This is a genomic window from Pseudomonas sp. NBRC 111119, assembly GCF_001320125.1.
In the GTDB taxonomy this organism is placed as follows: domain Bacteria; phylum Pseudomonadota; class Gammaproteobacteria; order Pseudomonadales; family Pseudomonadaceae; genus Aquipseudomonas; species Aquipseudomonas parafulva.
The window spans coordinates 1-17,663 of record NZ_BCAV01000031.1 but is presented as its reverse complement, the minus strand read 5'-3'; the positions used below and the strand labels follow the sequence as shown (position 1 = coordinate 17,663).

General features: G+C 61.8%; 17 protein-coding genes and 1 pseudogene. 15 read left to right on the top strand and 3 right to left on the bottom strand.

The window, feature by feature from the left end:
• Both APH25_RS13525 and norR read right to left on the bottom strand, forming a co-directional pair.
• Positions 1-1,597 (bottom strand): Ig-like domain-containing protein (locus APH25_RS13525; RefSeq protein WP_156333166.1); only part of this gene is annotated, 1,597 nt, incomplete at its 3' end.
• Positions 1,598-1,788: 191 nt separating this feature from the next.
• Positions 1,789-3,341, bottom strand: a pseudogene (gene norR, locus APH25_RS13520) (nitric oxide reductase transcriptional regulator NorR).
• A gap of 155 nt (positions 3,342-3,496) precedes the next feature.
• Between norR and hmpA the strand changes: the two are divergent.
• The 15 genes from hmpA (at position 3,497) to APH25_RS13445 (ending at position 16,590) form a co-directional block, all read left to right on the top strand.
• Positions 3,497-4,675 (top strand): NO-inducible flavohemoprotein, encoded by a 1,179-nt coding sequence (gene hmpA / locus APH25_RS13515; RefSeq protein ID WP_060482274.1) that lies wholly within the window; start codon positions 3,497-3,499, stop codon positions 4,673-4,675.
• Positions 4,676-4,944: 269 nt separating this feature from the next.
• Positions 4,945-5,451: a disulfide bond formation protein B gene (locus APH25_RS13510; protein ID WP_028631623.1), complete on the top strand. Its 507-nt coding sequence runs from the start codon at positions 4,945-4,947 to the stop codon at positions 5,449-5,451.
• Positions 5,452-6,009: 558 nt separating this feature from the next.
• The gene (cyoA, locus tag APH25_RS13505) at positions 6,010-6,951 is read left to right on the top strand and encodes a ubiquinol oxidase subunit II (protein WP_028631622.1); all 942 of its coding nucleotides are present in this window, start codon (positions 6,010-6,012) and stop codon (positions 6,949-6,951) included.
• A 3-nt stretch (positions 6,952-6,954) separates the two neighbouring features.
• A complete protein-coding gene (cyoB, locus tag APH25_RS13500; RefSeq protein WP_028631621.1) occupies positions 6,955-8,973 on the top strand; it encodes a cytochrome o ubiquinol oxidase subunit I in 2,019 nt (672 codons plus the stop codon).
• Positions 8,974-8,976: 3 nt separating this feature from the next.
• The gene (gene cyoC, locus APH25_RS13495; RefSeq protein WP_028631620.1) at positions 8,977-9,597 is read left to right on the top strand and encodes a cytochrome o ubiquinol oxidase subunit III; all 621 of its coding nucleotides are present in this window, start codon (positions 8,977-8,979) and stop codon (positions 9,595-9,597) included.
• The gene (gene cyoD, locus APH25_RS13490; RefSeq protein ID WP_028631619.1) at positions 9,597-9,929 is read left to right on the top strand and encodes a cytochrome o ubiquinol oxidase subunit IV; all 333 of its coding nucleotides are present in this window, start codon (positions 9,597-9,599) and stop codon (positions 9,927-9,929) included. Before cyoC ends, cyoD begins: the two co-directional genes overlap by 1 nt.
• Before the next feature lie 11 nt (positions 9,930-9,940).
• On the top strand, positions 9,941-10,828 hold the full coding sequence (gene cyoE / locus APH25_RS13485) for a heme o synthase (RefSeq protein ID WP_028631618.1): 888 nt from the start codon (positions 9,941-9,943) through the stop codon (positions 10,826-10,828).
• Between the two features lie 240 nt (positions 10,829-11,068).
• Positions 11,069-12,277, top strand: coding sequence for an alanine transaminase (gene alaC / locus APH25_RS13480; protein ID WP_028631617.1), 1,209 nt, complete (start codon positions 11,069-11,071; stop codon positions 12,275-12,277).
• A 115-nt stretch (positions 12,278-12,392) separates the two neighbouring features.
• Positions 12,393-13,520 (top strand): hypothetical protein, encoded by a 1,128-nt coding sequence (locus APH25_RS13475; protein ID WP_060482273.1) that lies wholly within the window; start codon positions 12,393-12,395, stop codon positions 13,518-13,520.
• A gap of 155 nt (positions 13,521-13,675) precedes the next feature.
• Positions 13,676-14,059, top strand: coding sequence for a YkgJ family cysteine cluster protein (locus APH25_RS13470; protein WP_028631615.1), 384 nt, complete (start codon positions 13,676-13,678; stop codon positions 14,057-14,059).
• Between the two features lie 201 nt (positions 14,060-14,260).
• Positions 14,261-14,461: a hypothetical protein gene (locus APH25_RS13465; protein ID WP_060482272.1), complete on the top strand. Its 201-nt coding sequence runs from the start codon at positions 14,261-14,263 to the stop codon at positions 14,459-14,461.
• Between the two features lie 43 nt (positions 14,462-14,504).
• Complete coding sequence (locus APH25_RS13460; RefSeq protein WP_060482271.1) at positions 14,505-14,792, top strand: hypothetical protein; 288 nt, start codon at positions 14,505-14,507, stop codon at positions 14,790-14,792.
• A gap of 209 nt (positions 14,793-15,001) precedes the next feature.
• Complete coding sequence (locus tag APH25_RS13455) at positions 15,002-15,565, top strand: GNAT family N-acetyltransferase (RefSeq protein WP_028631614.1); 564 nt, start codon at positions 15,002-15,004, stop codon at positions 15,563-15,565.
• 78 nt (positions 15,566-15,643) lie between these two features.
• The gene (locus APH25_RS13450) at positions 15,644-16,183 is read left to right on the top strand and encodes a hypothetical protein (RefSeq protein WP_060482270.1); all 540 of its coding nucleotides are present in this window, start codon (positions 15,644-15,646) and stop codon (positions 16,181-16,183) included.
• Positions 16,184-16,203: 20 nt separating this feature from the next.
• Positions 16,204-16,590 carry a lysozyme inhibitor LprI family protein gene (locus APH25_RS13445; RefSeq protein ID WP_060482269.1) on the top strand — a complete coding sequence of 129 codons (387 nt, stop codon included), beginning with the start codon at positions 16,204-16,206 and terminating at the stop codon, positions 16,588-16,590.
• A gap of 9 nt (positions 16,591-16,599) precedes the next feature.
• Here the strand turns inward: APH25_RS13445 and mnmH are convergent.
• A partial coding sequence (gene mnmH / locus APH25_RS13440) for a tRNA 2-selenouridine(34) synthase MnmH (protein WP_156333164.1) occupies positions 16,600-17,663 on the bottom strand: 1,064 nt, incomplete at its 5' end.

Below are 17,663 nucleotides of genomic sequence, written 5' to 3'. Positions count from 1 at the left end.
GCACCTGAACCGTGGCGCCCGGTTCACCGCGGCCGATGAAGGTCACGCCGTCTGCCAGGGCCAGGTCGGTAGGTTGTGCTGGAGCAGTGAGGTCCGGCGAGGCGACGCTGCCTGGTTGCGATACATTGCCAGCGGCATCGGTGAGGGTGACTTGCAGGGTGCTGCCGTCTTTCACAGCTGGGTTCAGCGGCACCGCAAATGTGCCATCCAACCCCACGGTCCCAGTGGCAATGACGTTACCTGCGGCATCACGCACCTGCACGGTGGTGCCGGCTTCACCTCGGCCAGTCAGTCGCGTACCGGCAAGGCCAACCGCCAGATCGACCGGTGCACCAGGCGGTGTGGTATCGACGCCGTCGATGTCCGGCGCAGTGATGGTGGCGCCGGGTGAAAGGTTGCCGGCCGCATCGGTAGCCGTCACCGTCAAGCCTTGCCCATCTGTCTGGGCAGGTTGCAGGGCGATGCTGAACAGACCATCGGCACCGGCTGTTGCAGTGCCCAACAACACCCCACCCGCGCCCCTTACCGCCACGGTCGAGCCCGGCTCGGCGCGGCCTGTGAGCGTTGTGCCTTGAGCGCTCACAGCGAGGTCGGTCGGTGCGAGAGGAGGTGTCAGATCGGGTGCGGTGATGCTGCTGGCCTGAGAGACATTGCCGGTGGCATCGGTCAAGGTCACCTGCAAGCTCTCGCTGTTGATCTGCGCAGGGCTGAGTACAACGCTGAAGCTGCCGTCAGCTGCCACACTGCCGCTGCCGATCACATTGCCAGCGGCGTCGCGGACGTTCACGGTAGTGCCTGGTTCACCCCGGCCGGTCAGCGTAACGCCTTGGGCGTCGATGGCCAGATCGTCAGGGGGAAGGGGGGCGGTCGCATCCGGGGCAGTGACCGTTCCCGGTGCCGACTCGTTGCCAGCCCCGTCGGTCAAGGTTACCTGCAGGTTCTCGTTGTTGACCTGGGGTGGGTTGAGCGCAACCTCGAAGCTACCGTCTGCGCCAACGGTGCCATTACCAATCACATTCCCCGCCGCATCCCGGACATTGACCGTAGCGCCTGCCTCGCCACGGCCGGAAAGGCGCAGCCCGTCGGGCGATACCAGCAAGTCGATGGGCGTCGCCGGGGCTGTGGTATCCGGCGCTGGGGTGCCACCACCGCTGCCCCCGCCGCCCCCTCCACCGGAAACCGCCGCCGCACCACCCCCTACACCCAGCAGGCTAAGGCCTGCAATTGCCCAGGTTGGCATCGCTTCACCCGCTGTACCGATGCCGGCGACCAGCTCGTCCAGTGAGGCGACCTCATTGAAGGTGAAGCCGGTGAATGCTGCCGCGTCGTAGTCAGCGTGCCACAGGGTGCCGTCTTGGCCGACGAAGACCATGTCGCTGCCGACGCCTGCCTGGTTCACCGCGAAGAAGTTACCGATGGTGACTTTTTCGCCGGACTTGAGCGTGACGATCAGGTCTTGCCCGCGCTGGGTGACGGTGGCGACCTGGTCGGGGGAGACGGGCATCTGGACCACACCGGGTCCGTTCAGGCTGATGTTGCCCCAGGCGTTCTGGGTGGCGACGGCGGATTGCTTATCGGCGACGACGATGTTTTCCATAGGTAGCTCCCTGCTGGTGTGCGAATCTCCCGGCCCGAAACCCTCGGGCCGCCACTGCGTCACCTGCCCCTGCAAGGGCGCCCGCGCGCAGTCTCGACCGCCTGGTCAAGATGTGGGTGGTTAGGGAGATATAGCAGCCACGCAAGAAGCAACCAGATGGCTTTCTGGGTTAATCCTTTTGTGAGAAAACCTCAGCGAAGGCCCAGTCTGCGGGCCAATCGGCTCAGGTTGGCGCGGTCCAGACCAAGCTCTCGGGAGGCAGCTGCCCAGTTTTCCTGATGCCGTTGCAGGCAGTTTTCGATCACCTGCCGCTGGTAGGCATCGACTGCTTCGCGCAGCCCGGTCGTGGGCAGCGCCGCCGACATATCATGTTGCTGGGAGGGGGTATTTACGGTTGGCAGCGCTGAGGGGCGCAGGTCCAGGTCGGAAGCCTCAAGGGTGAGGATGCGCGGGCGCTCTGCATGTTGCCCGAGGGCTTTGAGGGCGGAGCGGCCGATCAGGTGCTCCAGTTCGCGAACATTGCCAGGCCAGCCGTAGGCAACCAGCGCCGCCTGCCCGTCAGGGCTCAGCCGAAGGCTGTTCAGGCCCAGGCGTGATCGGTTCTGTTCCAGAAAATAGCCCGCCAATAGCAGCACATCGCGGCCTCTTTCCCGCAGTGGGGGGACGTGCAGAGGGTACACGCTCAGGCGGTGATAAAAGTCTGCCCGGAAGCGACCCTCGCGTACTTCAGCTGCCAGGTCGCGGTTGGTGGCTGCGATCAGGCGCACGTCCACGCGGTGCTCGCGGTCCGAGCCCAGGCGCTGCAGCTGGCCGCTCTGCAGTACCCGAAGCAGCTTGGCTTGCACGGTCAACGGCAGTTCGCCCACCTCGTCAAGGAATAGGGTGCCACCGTTGGCCAGCTCGAACTTGCCGCGGCGCTCGCCGTGGGCGCCGGTGAACGCACCGCGGACATGGCCGAACAGTTCGCTTTCCACCAGCGTATCCGGCAAGGCTGCGCAGTTCAGGCTGACCATCGGTTTGCTGGCGCGGTTGCTCGCCTTGTGCAGCGCCTGGGCTACCAGCTCCTTGCCCACGCCGGTCTCGCCACTGATCAGCACGGTCAGGTCGCTGCCGCCCACCAGGCGAATTTCATCCACCAGGCGTTTGTGTGCAGAGCTCTGGCCGATCAACTCTTTGTCCTGGCCGCTGGCCTGGCGGTACACCTCGGCGCGCTGGTGCTCGTCCTCGGCGCGCAGGGCCAGGTGCTCGATGCGCTCGGCAACGGTCACCGTCGCCGCGGCCAGGCTGGCGAACGCTTGCAGGGCGTCCAGCTCCAGGCTCTGGAACTGCCCGGGGGTCAGGGCGTCCAGGGTAACAAGCCCCCAGGGTTGTTCATCGACCATCAGCGGGCAGCCCATGCAGTCGTGAACCTCCAGGTCGACGCCTGGGGCGTTGACCAGGCCATCGTAGGGGTCCGGTAAGTCTGAGTCGCTAGGGAAGCGGGTAGGGGAAGGGCGGCTCAGCAGTTGCTGGAAGCGTGGGTGCTCACTGACGCGGAAGCGCCGGCCCAGGGTATCGGCGCTCAGGCCATCCACCGCCAGCGGTACCAGCCATTCCCCGTCCAGGCGCAACAGCGCTGCCGCGTCGCAGGGCAACAGGCTGCGCATGGCTTGCAAGAGCCTTCGATAGCGTTCCTGATCGGGCAGGTCTCGTGACAGGTCGCTGACTAGGGGCAAGGGGCAGTGAGCAGTGGCTTTGCGGTCATATGGACTCCAGTGGGTCTATATGACTATACGCGTGGCATTGTCTTTTTGACATGGTGATGACTTAAAGGCCCGGAATCACGGCCTCTGCGAGTTGGCATGAATGGTGAAATACCTGGGGCAATCATTCGAAGCCAAAGGCTCAGGAGTCACCGCAATGCTCAATGCCGAACAACGTGCAATCATCAAGGCTACTGTGCCCCTGCTGGAAAGCGGTGGCGAGGCGCTGACCACCCATTTTTACCAGATAATGCTCGCCGAGTACCCGCAGGTGCGCCCGCTGTTCAACCAGGCCCACCAGGCCAGCGGTGACCAGCCCCGTGCGCTGGCCAACGGTGTGCTGATGTACGCCCGCCACATCGACCAGCTGGAACAGCTGGGTGGGCTGGTCGGGCAGATCATCAACAAGCACGTGGCATTGCAAATTTTGCCTGAGCACTACCCCATTGTGGGCAGTTGCCTGCTGCGTGCCATCGAAGAAGTGCTGGGCAAGGACATTGCCACGCCTGCAGTCATCGACGCCTGGGCTGCCGCCTATGGGCAGTTGGCAGACATCCTGATCGGTGCCGAGGAAGGCCTGTACAAGCAGAAGGAGGAGGCAGAAGGCGGCTGGCGCGGTACTCGCGAGTTTCGCTTGGTGCGCCGCGAGCAGGAGAGCAGCGAGATCGTCTCGTTCTACTTCGCCCCGGTGGACGGCAAACCGGTGCTCAAGGCTGAGCCAGGCCAGTACATCGGCCTCAAACTGCTGATCGAGGGCACCGAGCAGCGGCGCAACTACTCGCTGTCCGCCTTGTGCGACGGCGAGCAGTACCGTATCAGCGTTAAGCGCGAAGCCGGTGGCAAGGTGTCCAACTACCTGCACGATCAACTGAGGGTGGGGCAGACCGTGCAGATGTTCCCGCCGGCGGGGGATTTCACGCTGGTCGAGAGCGACAAGCCTTTGCTGTTGATCAGCGGCGGTGTGGGTATTACGCCGACCTTGGCAATGCTGCAAGCGGCCTTGCAAACCGGGCGGCCAGTGCACTTCATCCACTGCGCGCGCAATGGCGCGGTGCATGCGTTCCGCGACTGGGTCGATGCGCTGGCAGCACAGCACCCGCAACTAACGCGCTTTTACTGCTATGCCGAGCCGGATGACGCCGGGCAGGCTGATGCGATTGGCCTGTTGACCGAGGACCTGCTGGGTGAATGGATGCCTCGTGAGCGCGATGTCGATGCTTACTTCCTGGGGCCCAAACCGTTCATGGCGGCGGTGAAGCGGCAGTTGATGGCGTTGGGGGTGCCAGAGCAGCAGAGCCGTTACGAGTTCTTTGGGCCAGCAGCGGCGCTGGTGTGATGAAGATGCTTCATCTTCCTTCCTGCCTATATATAAAGAAATAGAGATCTGCTCGCGCCTACGCCAGGGGGCTGTACACCACGACCAAACCCACGTCATCCCCCTGGTCGCCATCACGCTGTTCACGTACCCCCATTGAACCGACCTCTTTGAACCGTGTCTGATCCGCACCGAATGAACGCGCCACACGCGCAAACGCTTGCCCGGCGTGTAGACTTGCGCTCAGGCTGGCGGATCACGCGGCGACCCATTCATCGAAGGAACCGGCAATGAACGAACAAACATCGCGCCTGAATCGGGAACGGCGCTTTCTGGTGCTGTTGGGCCTGATCTGCGTTTCGCTGATCGGGGGCGCCCTGTACATGCAGGTGGTATTGGGCGAGGCGCCTTGCCCGCTGTGCATCCTGCAGCGCTACGCATTGCTGTTCATCGCCGTGTTTGCCTTCCTGGCTGCCGCCATGCCGGGGCGCCGCAGCCTGACCTTCTTCGAAGTGCTGGTGGTGCTCAGCGCCGTGGGCGGAATCATTGCAGCCGGCAACCATGTGTATATACTCGCCAACCCCATGGTCAGTTGCGGCATCGATACCCTGCAGCCCATCGTGGACGACCTGCCATTGGCCAAGGTCTGGCCGCTGGCATTTCAGGTAGACGGTTTCTGCAGCACGCCCTACCCACCCGTGCTGGGTCTTTCACTGGCTCAATGGGCGTTGGTGGCCTTTGTGCTGACCGCCTTGCTGGTACCGTTGGGCATCTACCGCAACCGGCGCCAGGCCTAGACAAAAGTCCCTGATCGCCACATTTTTTTCAGGGCTATGATGCGGTACCGAAAGTTGCTCAACGATTGACTCAGATCAACCCGCAGCCCTTGCGTGATGCGGGTTCCAGGGCTACTGCCAGGGGTGCGACAAACTGTCGCGAAGTTGAGTTTTGAGGTGCTATTGTTGCGCATTCTGTAAAAGACTGTTGCTCAATAAGTCATAGTCAAGGGTTGGCGACCTATCTACAATCGCCCCCAATTTCCGTTCGGCACTGCTTGCAAGTCGCAGGATTGAAGGAAGCCAAGGCGCTCCCTTTTGCTGACTTCGTCAAGTTTCGCCCAACGGCGATACCGGGCGGACCCCCCTCCGCGTTTTCCCGCACCAAATGGACTTGGTCTGCTGTACAGGCCTGTTGCCTACGAAACCAAAAGCACCACTAACCCGCTTCACGCCAAGGTCCTGCAGTCGGGCCCAGGCAGGGGCGGGTACGGGCGCAACATGCCTCACTTGGCAGGACGAAGTGCTGGCTACCAAAACACAAATTGCATTGAAGCAAGCTGATCTAGAGGTCGTGAGATGAGTAAAAAGCGTTACCCCAGACTGTTTGGCATATTGCCCTTTTTAGGCATGCTTTTACTCAGTGGGTGCAACTGGACCCTGCTCGACCCGAAGGGCCAGGTCGGCATTGAGCAAAAGAACCTGATCCTCATCGCGATCGGCCTGATGCTGCTGGTCGTGGTGCCGGTCATCATCATGACCGTGGTCTTCGCCTGGAAGTATCGCGCGTCCAACAAGGCTGCCACCTACACCCCTGACTGGTCGCACTCGAGCAAGATCGAGGCTGCCGTCTGGATCATCCCGATTCTGATCATCATCGTGCTGGGCTATGTGACCTACAAGTCCACCCACAAGCTCGACCCGTATCGCCCGCTGGACTCCGACGTCAAGCCGGTACAGATCGACGTGATCGCGCTGGACTGGAAGTGGCTGTTCATCTACCCGGAACAAGGCATTGCCACGGTCAACAAGATCGTCTTCCCGGCCAATACCCCGGTCAACTTCCGCGTCACCTCCGACGCCGTGATGAACTCCTTCTTCATCCCGGGCCTGGGTGGCCAGATCTACGCCATGGCGGGCATGACCACCAAGCTGCACCTGATCGCCAACGAAAACGGCGTGTTCGACGGTATCAGCGCCAACTACAGCGGTGCTGGCTTCACCGGCATGAAATTCAAGGCTACTGCCACGACCCAGGAAGACTTCGACAAGTGGGTCGCCGAGGTCAAGCAGTCGCCGAAGAAGCTGGACAAGGCCACCTACGACGCCTTGGCCAAACCAAGCGAAAACAACCCAGTCGAGCTGTATAGCGAGGCTTCGCCAGAGCAGTTCCAGCTGATCGTCGACAAGTACGAAGGCATGAACCGCGGCCGTAGCCACGAAGAAGCAGGCAGCAAAGACCTGGCCACAACCAAGGGTGTGGAATCGAGTACGCAACCAGCTGCCGGTGCAGAGGAGTAAGAGATGTTCGGTAAATTAACCCTGGAGGCGATACCCTATCACGAGCCGATAGTCATGGTGACACTCGCCATGATCGCGCTCGGTGGTATCGCTGTCGTCGGTGCTGTCACCTACTTCCGCAAGTGGTCCTACTTGTGGACTGAGTGGTTGACGACTGTCGACCACAAGAAAATCGGGGTGATGTACATCATCGTCGCGATGGTCATGCTGCTGCGCGGCTTTGCCGACGCCATCATGATGCGTACCCAGCTGGCTGCCGCTACCGGTGGCTCCGAAGGCTACCTGCCGCCTGAACACTATGACCAGATCTTCACCGCTCACGGTGTGATCATGATCATCTTCATGGCGATGCCGTTCTTCACCGGCCTGATGAACCTCGCGGTTCCTCTGCAGATCGGTGCACGTGACGTTGCCTTCCCGTTCCTGAACTCCCTGAGCTTCTACCTGCTGCTGGCAGGCGTGCTGCTGGTGAACATCTCGCTGGGTGTTGGTGAATTCGCCAAGACCGGTTGGGTTGCCTATCCGCCGCTGGCGGGCATCCAGTACAGCCCTGGGGTGGGTGTCGACTATTACATCTGGGCGCTACAGCTCTCAGGGTTGGGTACGACACTAACGGGTGTGAACTTCCTCGTCACCGTGATGAAGATGCGCGCACCTGGCATGAAGCTGATGGACATGCCGATCTTCACTTGGACCTGCACCTGGGCCAACGTGCTGATCGTTGCTTCGTTCCCGATTCTGACCGCTGCATTGGCACTGCTGACTGTTGACCGTTATCTGGACTTCCACATTTTCACCAACGAGCTTGGTGGGAACCCGATGATGTACGTCAACCTGTTCTGGGCCTGGGGTCACCCTGAGGTTTACATCCTGATCCTGCCGGCCTTCGGCGTGTTCTCGGAAGTGACCTCGACGTTTGCCGGCAAGCGCCTGTTTGGCCACCACGCGATGATCTACGCATCGGGTGCCATTGCAATTCTGGGCTTTGCGGTCTGGCTGCACCACTTCTTCACCATGGGTGCCGGCGCCAGCGTCAACACCTTCTTCGGCCTGGCGACGATGCTGATCTCCATTCCGACCGGTGTGAAGCTGTTCAACTGGCTGTTCACCATCTACCAGGGCCGCCTGCGCTTCACCGCGCCGATTCTCTGGACCCTGGGCTTCATGATCACCTTCTCCATCGGTGGCATGACCGGCGTTCTGCTGGCAGTTCCAGGTGCTGACTTCGTGCTGCACAACAGCCTGTTCGTGATCGCTCACTTCCACAACGTGATCATCGGTGGTGCGGTATTCGGCTATATCGCCGGCTTCGCCTACTGGTTCCCGAAAGCCTTTGGTTTCACCCTGAACGAGAAGTGGGGCAAAGCTGCCTTCTGGTTCTGGATCTCGGGCTTCTACGTTGCGTTCATGCCGCTGTATGCCCTGGGCTTCATGGGTATGACCCGTCGTCTGAACCACTCCGACAACCCGCTGTGGGAACCCTACCTGTACGTAGCCGTGGTCGGCGCCGTGCTGATCCTGTTCGGTATCGCCTGCCAGCTGATCCAGCTGTACGTATCGGTTCGCGACCGTCACCAGAACATGGACGTCACCGGCGACCCATGGGGCGGCCGTACGCTGGAATGGTCGACTTCGTCGCCACCTCCGTTCTACAACTTCGCCCACATGCCTGAGAAGGTTGGCCTGGACGCCTGGCACGAAGCCAAGGAAGACGGTGTTGCCTACAAGGTGCCGGCCAAGTACGAAGCGATCCACATGCCGAGCAACACCTCTACCGGTTTGTTCATGGGCCTGTTCCTGACCATCTTCGGCTTCGCGTTCATCTGGCACATCTGGTGGCTGGTCGGCGCAAGCCTGGTTGCAACCATCGCTGTCTTCGTTCGCCACGCTGCGCGTGACGACCAGGGCTTCATGGTTCCGGCCGAAGAAGTGGCGCGCATCGAAGGCGAGCGCATGCAAGCGCTGGCCAAAGCAGGTGCTCTGCCTGCCGGCGCACGTGTCGAATCGTTTGAGCGGGTGTAATCAATGTCCAGTCAAGTAATGCACGGTGCTCATGGTCATGACCATGGGCACGACGATCACCATCACGACTCGGGCCAGATGACCGTACTGGGCTTCTGGCTGTACCTGATGACCGACTGCATCCTGTTTGCGTCGCTCTTCGCCACCTACGCGGTGCTGTCCGGCAGTTTTGCCGGCGGCCCGTCGGGTCATGACATCTTCCAGCTCGATTTCGTAGCGGTAGAAACGCTGTTCCTGCTGCTGTCCTCGATCACCTTCGGCTTCGCCATGCTGAAGATGTTCGCTGGCAGCAAGTCGGGCGTACTGGGCTGGTTGGCTGTGACCTTCCTGTTCGGTGCAGGCTTCATCGCGATGGAAATCTATGAGTTCCATCACCTGATCGGCGAGGGCTTCGGCCCGCAGCGCAGTGGTTTCCTGTCGGGCTTCTTCGCCCTGGTAGGTACCCACGGCCTGCACGTGACTGCCGGCCTGATCTGGATGGCAATCATGATGTACCAGATCAACAAGCACGGCATCACGCCGACCGCCAAGACCCGCATGAGCTGCCTGAGCCTGTTCTGGCACTTCCTGGACGTGGTCTGGATCTGCGTATTCACCGTCGTCTACCTGCTGGGAGTTCTGTAATGGCTAACGCACACGACACTCATCACGAGGGTGGCCACGGCAGCGTGAAGTCGTACATGATCGGCTTCGTCCTGTCGATCATCCTGACCGCGATTCCGTTCGGCCTGGTGATGTACCCAAGCCTGCCGAAGAACCTGACCGTTCTGATCGTTGTGGCCATGGCCGTGATCCAGGTTGTTGTACACCTTGTATACTTCCTGCACATGGACCGCTCGAAAGAGCAGCGCAACAACGTATCGACGTTCCTGTTCACCACGTTGGTGATCGCACTGCTGGTTGGCCTGTCGCTGTGGATCATGTTCAGCATCCACTTCGAAATGCTGGCCAAGTGAGGTAAGACTGCATGTCCGTTAAGCACTTTATCCAAATCACCAAACCGGGGATCATTTTCGGTAACGTGCTTTCCGTGGCAGGCGGTTTCTTCCTTGCCGCGAAGGGCCATGTGGACTTCGCCCTGCTCCTGGCGGTCATTGTGGGCACTTCTCTGGTGGTGGCGTCCGGTTGTGTATTCAACAACTGCATCGACCGCGACATCGACCAGAAGATGGAGCGCACCAAGAACCGCGTCATGGTCCAGGGCGGCATGTCGCTGCCCCTCGCGCTGATTTACGCCACCCTGCTCGGGGTGGCGGGTTTCAGCTTGCTGTACGTGCAGGCCAACCCTCTGTCCGCGTTCTGCGCGCTGGTTGGCTTTGTGGTGTACGTCGGCTTCTACAGCCTGTGGCTCAAGCGCAAGTCGGTGCACGGCACCCTGGTTGGCAGCCTGTCCGGTGCCATGCCTCCGGTGATCGGTTACTGCGCCGTGAGCAACAGCTTCGACCTGGCTGCGGTCACCCTGCTGGTGATGTTCAGCCTGTGGCAGATGCCACACAGCTTCGCCATCGCCATCTTCCGCTTCAAGGACTACAGCGCCGCCAACATTCCGGTACTGCCGGTGGCGCGCGGCGTGCTTGCGGCGAAGAAGCAGATCGTGCTGTACGTGCTGGCCTTCCTGCTGGCCACGTTGATGCTTACCCTGGGCGGCTACGCCGGCCTCGCTTATCTGGCTGTTGCAGCTGGCATGGGCCTGTACTGGCTGTACATGGCCTGGGGTGGCTACAAGGCTGAAGATGACAGCAAGTGGGCCCGCAAGGTATTTGGTTTCTCCATTCTCACCGTCATGGCCTTGAGCTTGATGATGGGGGTGGACAGCCAGACTGCGGCCGATGTGCTGATGACTTACGCACGCTGAAACTGCTGCCTGCTTTACGAAAAGCCCCGGCCTTTGTGCCGGGGTTTTTTATTTCAGTCGTAAGCCGGGCGTCGCACTCACTCCCCCCGTGGTTTTCCAACAATGCATCTAAATAAATAATAAAAAACAGGGTATTGCCCTTTACAGATCGCCCATATCGGCACTATCTTCTGTTTCAGGCCGCCTCATGCGGCCAACGTCGCTCGGACGGTTCCGGGCGCTTACGTCTCAGAGGAAGCCATGGCCAACCCAGGTTCGCCGCGCCGTTTTGCGCGCATTGATCGTCTCCCCCCCTACGTCTTCAACATCACTGCCGAACTCAAGATGGCTGCCCGCCGCCGTGGCGAGGACATCATCGACCTCAGCATGGGCAACCCTGACGGTGCCACCCCCCCGCATATCGTCGAGAAGCTGGTACAGGTCGCCCAGCGTGAGGACACCCATGGCTATTCCACCTCCCGCGGAATCCCGCGGCTGCGCCGGGCCATTTCCAACTGGTACAAGGAACGCTACGAGGTCGATATCGACCCCGAAGACGAAGCCATCGTCACCATTGGTTCCAAAGAAGGCCTTGCCCACCTGATGCTGGCCACGCTCGACCAGGGCGACACGGTGCTGGTGCCCAACCCCAGCTACCCTATCCACATCTACGGGGCGGTTATTGCCGGTGCGCAGGTACGCTCCGTGCCGTTGGTGCCGGGGGTGGACTTCTTCAACGAGCTGGAACGGGCCATCCGCGAGTCGATCCCCAAGCCCAAGATGATGATCCTGGGTTTCCCGTCCAACCCGACCGCCCAGTGCGTGGAGCTGGATTTCTTCGAGCGAGTGGTGGCCCTGGCCAAGCAGTACGGGGTACTGGTGGTGCATGACCTGGCCTATGCCGACATCGTCTACGACGGCTGGAAGGCCCCGTCGATTATGCAGGTGCCGGGCGCCAAGGACGTTGCAGTGGAGTTTTTCACGCTGTCCAAGAGCTACAACATGGCCGGCTGGCGTATCGGCTTCATGGTCGGCAACCCGGAACTGGTCAACGCCCTGGCGCGCATCAAGAGCTACCACGACTACGGCACCTTCACCCCCCTGCAGGTAGCGGCCATCGCCGCGCTGGAAGGTGACCAGCAGTGTGTCCGCGACATTGCCGAGCAGTACCGCCAGCGCCGCAACCTGCTGGTGAAGGGGCTGCACGAGCTGGGCTGGATGGTCGAGAACCCCAAGGCGTCGATGTACGTGTGGGCCAAGATCCCGCCGCAGTATGCGCACCTGGGGTCGCTGGAGTTTGCCAAGAAACTGTTGGCCGAGGCCAAGGTGTGCGTGTCGCCGGGTATCGGTTTTGGCGACTACGGTGACGACCATGTGCGCTTCGCGCTGATCGAGAACCAGGACCGCATTCGCCAGGCCATACGCGGCATCCGCCAGATGTTCCGTGCCGACAGCGCGCCTCGCGCGTAAAGCCCTCGGGGCCGCATCGCGGCCCCACTTAAAGCTACGGGATTCGCTTCCGCCTGCTCCCCGCATACTGCCACCTCTATCTTCACCACTCATTTCTCCCCACAGAGACCCTCCAATGAGTGTATTTACCGCCTACTTCTGCGGCACCGGCTCGCACCGCTTCGACGACGCAAACCCCAACTTCTGGAATGGCGAACTGGTTTCAACGCTGGCCAACAATGATCAGGGCCGCGAGTTCGCCCACTGGATCGCCGTGGACGGCCCCGGCAGCGGCAACCTTCAGGATGACCAACTGTTCGTTGAGCCCGGCGGCTACTTCAACTGGACCGGCCAGTTGTTCGGGCGTGGCTGGGAGGAGAACGTCAACCATGTGCTGCAGGTGATCAAGGGCGAAAGCAACTGGCAACGCACCAAGCTCAGCGAGGTCGACTACGAGCGGCTGAAAAATGCCGGCGTACCGGTGCCCGAGGTGGCCTCCACCGCATCCTGGTTCTGGCGCACCTACGATTATGGCGATCGTCACCCGACGCCCCAGGAACTTCAGGAGCGCATCATCGGCATGTTCCGCAAGCCGCGCCTGCCCACCCAGGTCAACCTGGTGGGCTGGAGCCGTGGCGGCATCAGCTGCCACATGCTGGCCAATGCCATGGCTCAGGACTCTGTGCTGCGGGACATCCCGGTAAACATCTTTGCCATCGACCCGGTGCCGGGCGTGGGGAACGTTCAGCGTGAACGGGTTGCCCTTGGCAGCAATGTGCGCGAGTACGTGGGTTTCTACTCCAGGGACGAGCGCTCCAAAGGCTTTGCCTGCGTGGTCCCGTCGGTGGAGGAAGGGACGCGGATCTGCATCTACCCTATGCCGGGGCGCCATGCCACGCTGGTGGGCAATGCCTCCATCGACGGCGCTGGGGTGGGCAAGCTGCTGGTGGAGCCAGGACTGATCGTGCGGCATTACGCCGAGGTGTGCCTGGCGCGCTGGGGGGTTGAGCTTGCCGACCGGATGGGGCTAAGCGATGCCCAGGTGATGGAGTACCACCAGGCGATCGCTGCGCGTGAGGGCCAGTACCAGGACATGCGCCGGGTGTCTTACACCGTGCTCACCGAGGGCAGCCAGCACGACCGGCTGGTGCACGAGGGGAGCAGGCAGACGGGTTTCAGCCAGGTGTGCGGCGATGGCTACGAGCCCACCGAGGGGCTAGGGCGGCAGCAGTGTGACGTGAATACCTACAAGGCGCTGTGCTGAGTGCCCGCGCGACAGGGCCTGCCCCTGTCGCCACGCAGGCATGGCGATGGACGGCAATTATTTTTGCATCCCCCCTCTATTCAGCCACCCCTGCTTGGACTGAGAATGGCGCCGCGGGCTCAGCCCGATAACAACAACCTTCCCTCCGTGCCATCATGTCCGAATATAACCCTTGCCTTGACTGCGGCGCTTGCTGCGGGTACTTCCGTGTGTCCTTCTTCTGGGGTGAGTGCCAGTCTTCCGGGGGCCTTGTGCCGGACGACCTGGTGGTGCAGATCAACCCCACCCGCGTCGCCATGATCGGCACTGATGCCAAGCCGTGCCGCTGCATCAGCCTGAAAGGTGAGATCGGGCAGGAGGTGGCGTGCACCATCTATGAAAACCGCTCCAGCCCGTGCCGGGAGTTCGATGCGTCCTGGGAGGGTGGCGTGCACAACCCCAGCTGCGACGCAGCGCGGGCTGCCTACGGCCTGCCCCCATTGACCCCGCCTGGGGCCAACGAGCCGCACTGGCCGGATGATGGGGCTGAGGTGGCTTGAGGCGGCGCGAAAGTCAAGCTTGGCGGCGTGCCCACCGGGTTTCGATGGATTATCGTCTGTCATACATCGGTTGGCGCGTGCCAAGGTTGGTGTACCCGCTATAATCAGTGTCAGGCCTTGTGTTGTGTTCCCTAAGAGAACATGATCAGCCTCGTGGGACGCGCGAAGCGCGCAGCCCGAGACCCGAAGAGGAAGATGGCTATGACCCCTTATACTCAGCCGCAAGCCGATCTGGAAAAGACCCATACAGAGATCGTTAAACTGCTCGCCGAAACTCGTAAGCTGAACGCTGAAGCCGGCAAGATGACTCGCGAGACCTTTTGGTATCCGGTGGCTATCTCTACTGGCCTGATAACCGCAGTGGCTACCATCACCACCTTGCTGATCAAGTACATCAGCTGAGTGTCCTGCCCCGTGCTTCGGGGCACTCTGTCTGCGAGCTGCCATGAAAATCATCAGCCAGTACTCCCCCCCTACGGCGCAAAATCTCGCGCATCTCAAAGAACGCCTTGATGCGACCAGCCAAGTGATGGCCGATGTGTGTGGTCTAGCCCAAGGGCAACAGTGGCGGAAGTACACCGGTGGCAGCAACCCCCGTGTGATGGGGCTGCACATGCACTTCTACATGGCCGCCTTGCTGTCGCTTGATGAGGTCAGTTTGGCAAAGGTTTGGGAGACGATGCGGGAACATGGCGCAGCTTTGCAGCTAACTGACGGCCCTGCCTTGCTCTGAGCCTTGAGCCTTCAGCAGGCACCCACTACGCCCGCATTTGAATGCGTTCTCTCCTACGTTTGTTTCGGGCCAGTCATGCCTGTAGCAGTCGCACGCGGCCGCCTGTTTCGGCGTCCCGACTGTGGCCTCGGGCAATAATGCAAGTCAGGCGCCTTCCATCCAACATGTAGGTAAACTGTCATCTCCCCGCAATGGACAGGAGATCCGGCGTGACCCCACCCCGCAGTTTCCCCAGTGACCTCTGCCTCGACAGCCCGCGGCTGCAACTGCGCCCCATGCGCCATGCCGACGCTGCGCAGTGGTTGAAGATCATGGCCGACCCCGAGGTCATGCGCTATTGGCATCATGCACCCTGGCACAACCTGGCTGAGGCAGAAAGTGCCCTGGCCGCCGACCGCGAAGCCTACACCCGTGGCGAGCAACTGAAGCTCGGCATGTACCGCCGCGACAATGGCGAGCTGATCGGCATGGTGCAGCTGTTCAACATCGACGATGTTTCCCGCCGTGGCGAGATCGGTTACTGCCTGGCCAGCGCCGTGCAGGGGCGCGGCTACATGGATGAGGCGTTGACCTGCTTCATCGACTATATCGCCAACACCCTGCACTTGCGCCGCCTGGAAGGGGAGATCGACCCACGCAACCAAGGCTCGGCGCGCACGTTGGAGCGCCAGGGTTTCGTGCTTGAAGGTACATTGCGCGCCCGTTGGTGCGTAGCGGGTGAGTTGTCGGACTCCGGCATTTACGGCCTGCTGCTGGAGCCGCCAGTTGCCTGATGCCTGGTACCCGGTGTTTGGAGGGCGGGCCGGGCATGGGTTAAGGTCACCCCTTGTCCCGAACTCTCCAGGTGCCCCTTGCCCGCTTTCTACCTGAGCATCAGCCTGCTGCTATACCTGGCCGCGCTGTTTTTTGACGGCGCGCTGATGGCAGGCGGTCGCCACATGCCGGCCTTGCAGATGCTGTTGTACGGGCCATGGGGCTTGCCGTTCGGCCTGCACCAGTGGTTCGCCAACCCACTGCTGGCCCTGGCCATTCTGGCCCACCGTCGCCTGCGCCGGTTTGCGTTGCTGGCAGGGCTGGGCGCCTTGTACCTGGCGGGGACCAGCTTCGGTATCGACCGCCTGCCCGATAACCAGAGCTATGAGTTCCACGACCTGGCCGGCTTTGCCGCCGGGTTTTACCTGTGGCTGGCGGCGATCGGCGTGTTCTGCCTGGGCCAGGCCTGGCACTGCTTGAAAGCGCGCTGCGCCGCCGATATGCCAGGCTGGAACTGGGCGGATGTCGCCCTCATCGCGGCACTGGCGGTGACGTTGTATGCCGCCACCCAGATGCCGTCTTTGCGCTTCGAACCCGGCAAGGTGCTGATGCCGCCGGAGCAGCCTCAGACTCTGTAACGACCACAAGGAGCGTTTGCATGATCAAGCATTATCTGGCGGGCATCGCCTTGGCCTGTACCCTGCCGCTGGCCATGGCCGACGACCATTCGCCGGCCTATGGGCAGTGCATGGACAAAGCCTCCAGCACCGTCGCCATGAGCGAATGCCTGAAGGCGGAAACCCAGGTGCAGGACCAGCGCCTGAACGCGGTGTACAAACGCCTGATGGGCAAGCTGGCCGCCGATCAGCAGAAAAGCCTGCGCGATGTACAACGCAAGTGGCTGGCCTACCGCGATGGCAACTGCCAGTTCCACCGGCATGCCAGTGGCGGCACCATGGCCCAGCTGGAAGGCGGCACCTGCCTGATGGACATGACCCGCGACCGTGCCGCGGAGCTGGAGCGCGTACTCAGCCCCGGGCAATGACGGCTTGGGTTACAGGCGCGGCGCCTGATGCCGCTGCGCCCGTGCCTTGAGGTACTCGCGCACTTCCAGGGCGTTGCCGGCAAACTCGATACGCTCGGCTTTGGCGTCCCGCTGGTAGGCGTACATCGGGTCGTAGTACTCGCTGAGCAACCCCTCGATCCAGCCCCGGTGCAGATCCACCGCGCCGCTGCGCTGCTGCTCATCCAGTGCCTGGGCGAGCAGCGCCGCAAGCCGTTGATGGCGCTCGCCGCCCAGGCGCTTGTGGATATTGGCCATGCTCTGCAGCATCCGCTGGGCGAACAACTGTAACCCCGCCTCGTGGCCATGCAGTGCCACGAACTCGGCGCTCAGGTCGATCACATAGTCACGCAGTATCCGCTCCACCCGGCCGTCGAAGCTGTCTTCCAGCCACACCATCGGGTACTGCTGCATGCCCTGGTAGAGCTCCAACGGGACCGTGCAGCTGCCCACGATACGGCCTTCGTCTTCCAGCACGAACTGGCTGACCCCACGGGCGCGTTTTTTCAGCACGTCGATGGCCAGTTGGTTTTCGAAGTCGATCTGCGCCGGTTGCGCGGTGGCGCGCTTGCCGAAGCTGGAGCCGCGGTGGTTGGCGTGGCCTTCCAGGTCCAGCACGTTGTCCAGTTGGTGCAGTACATCGGTTTTGCCGGTGCCGGTCAGGCCACCCAGCAGCACGAAGCCGCACTGGGCAACGGCTTGCTGGGTAGTCTCCAGCAGGTAGGTACGCAGGGCCTTGTAGCCGCCGGTGATGCGAGGGTAGCGGATACCGGCCTCATCACGTAGCCAGCCCTGAACGATCTGCGAACGCAGGCCGCCCCTGAAACAGTACAGGTAGCCTTCAGGGTGAGCCTGGGTGAACGCCACCCAGGCGTCCATGCGCGCCTGCTTGGTGTCACCCCCCACCAGGCGGTGGCCCAGCTCGATGGCGGCGGCCTGGCCCTGCTGCTTGAAGCAGGTGCCGACCTTCTGCCGCTCCTGGTCGTTCATGAGTGGCAGGTTGACGACGCCGGGGAAGGCGCCTTTGGTGAATTCGATGGGGGCACGCATGTCCA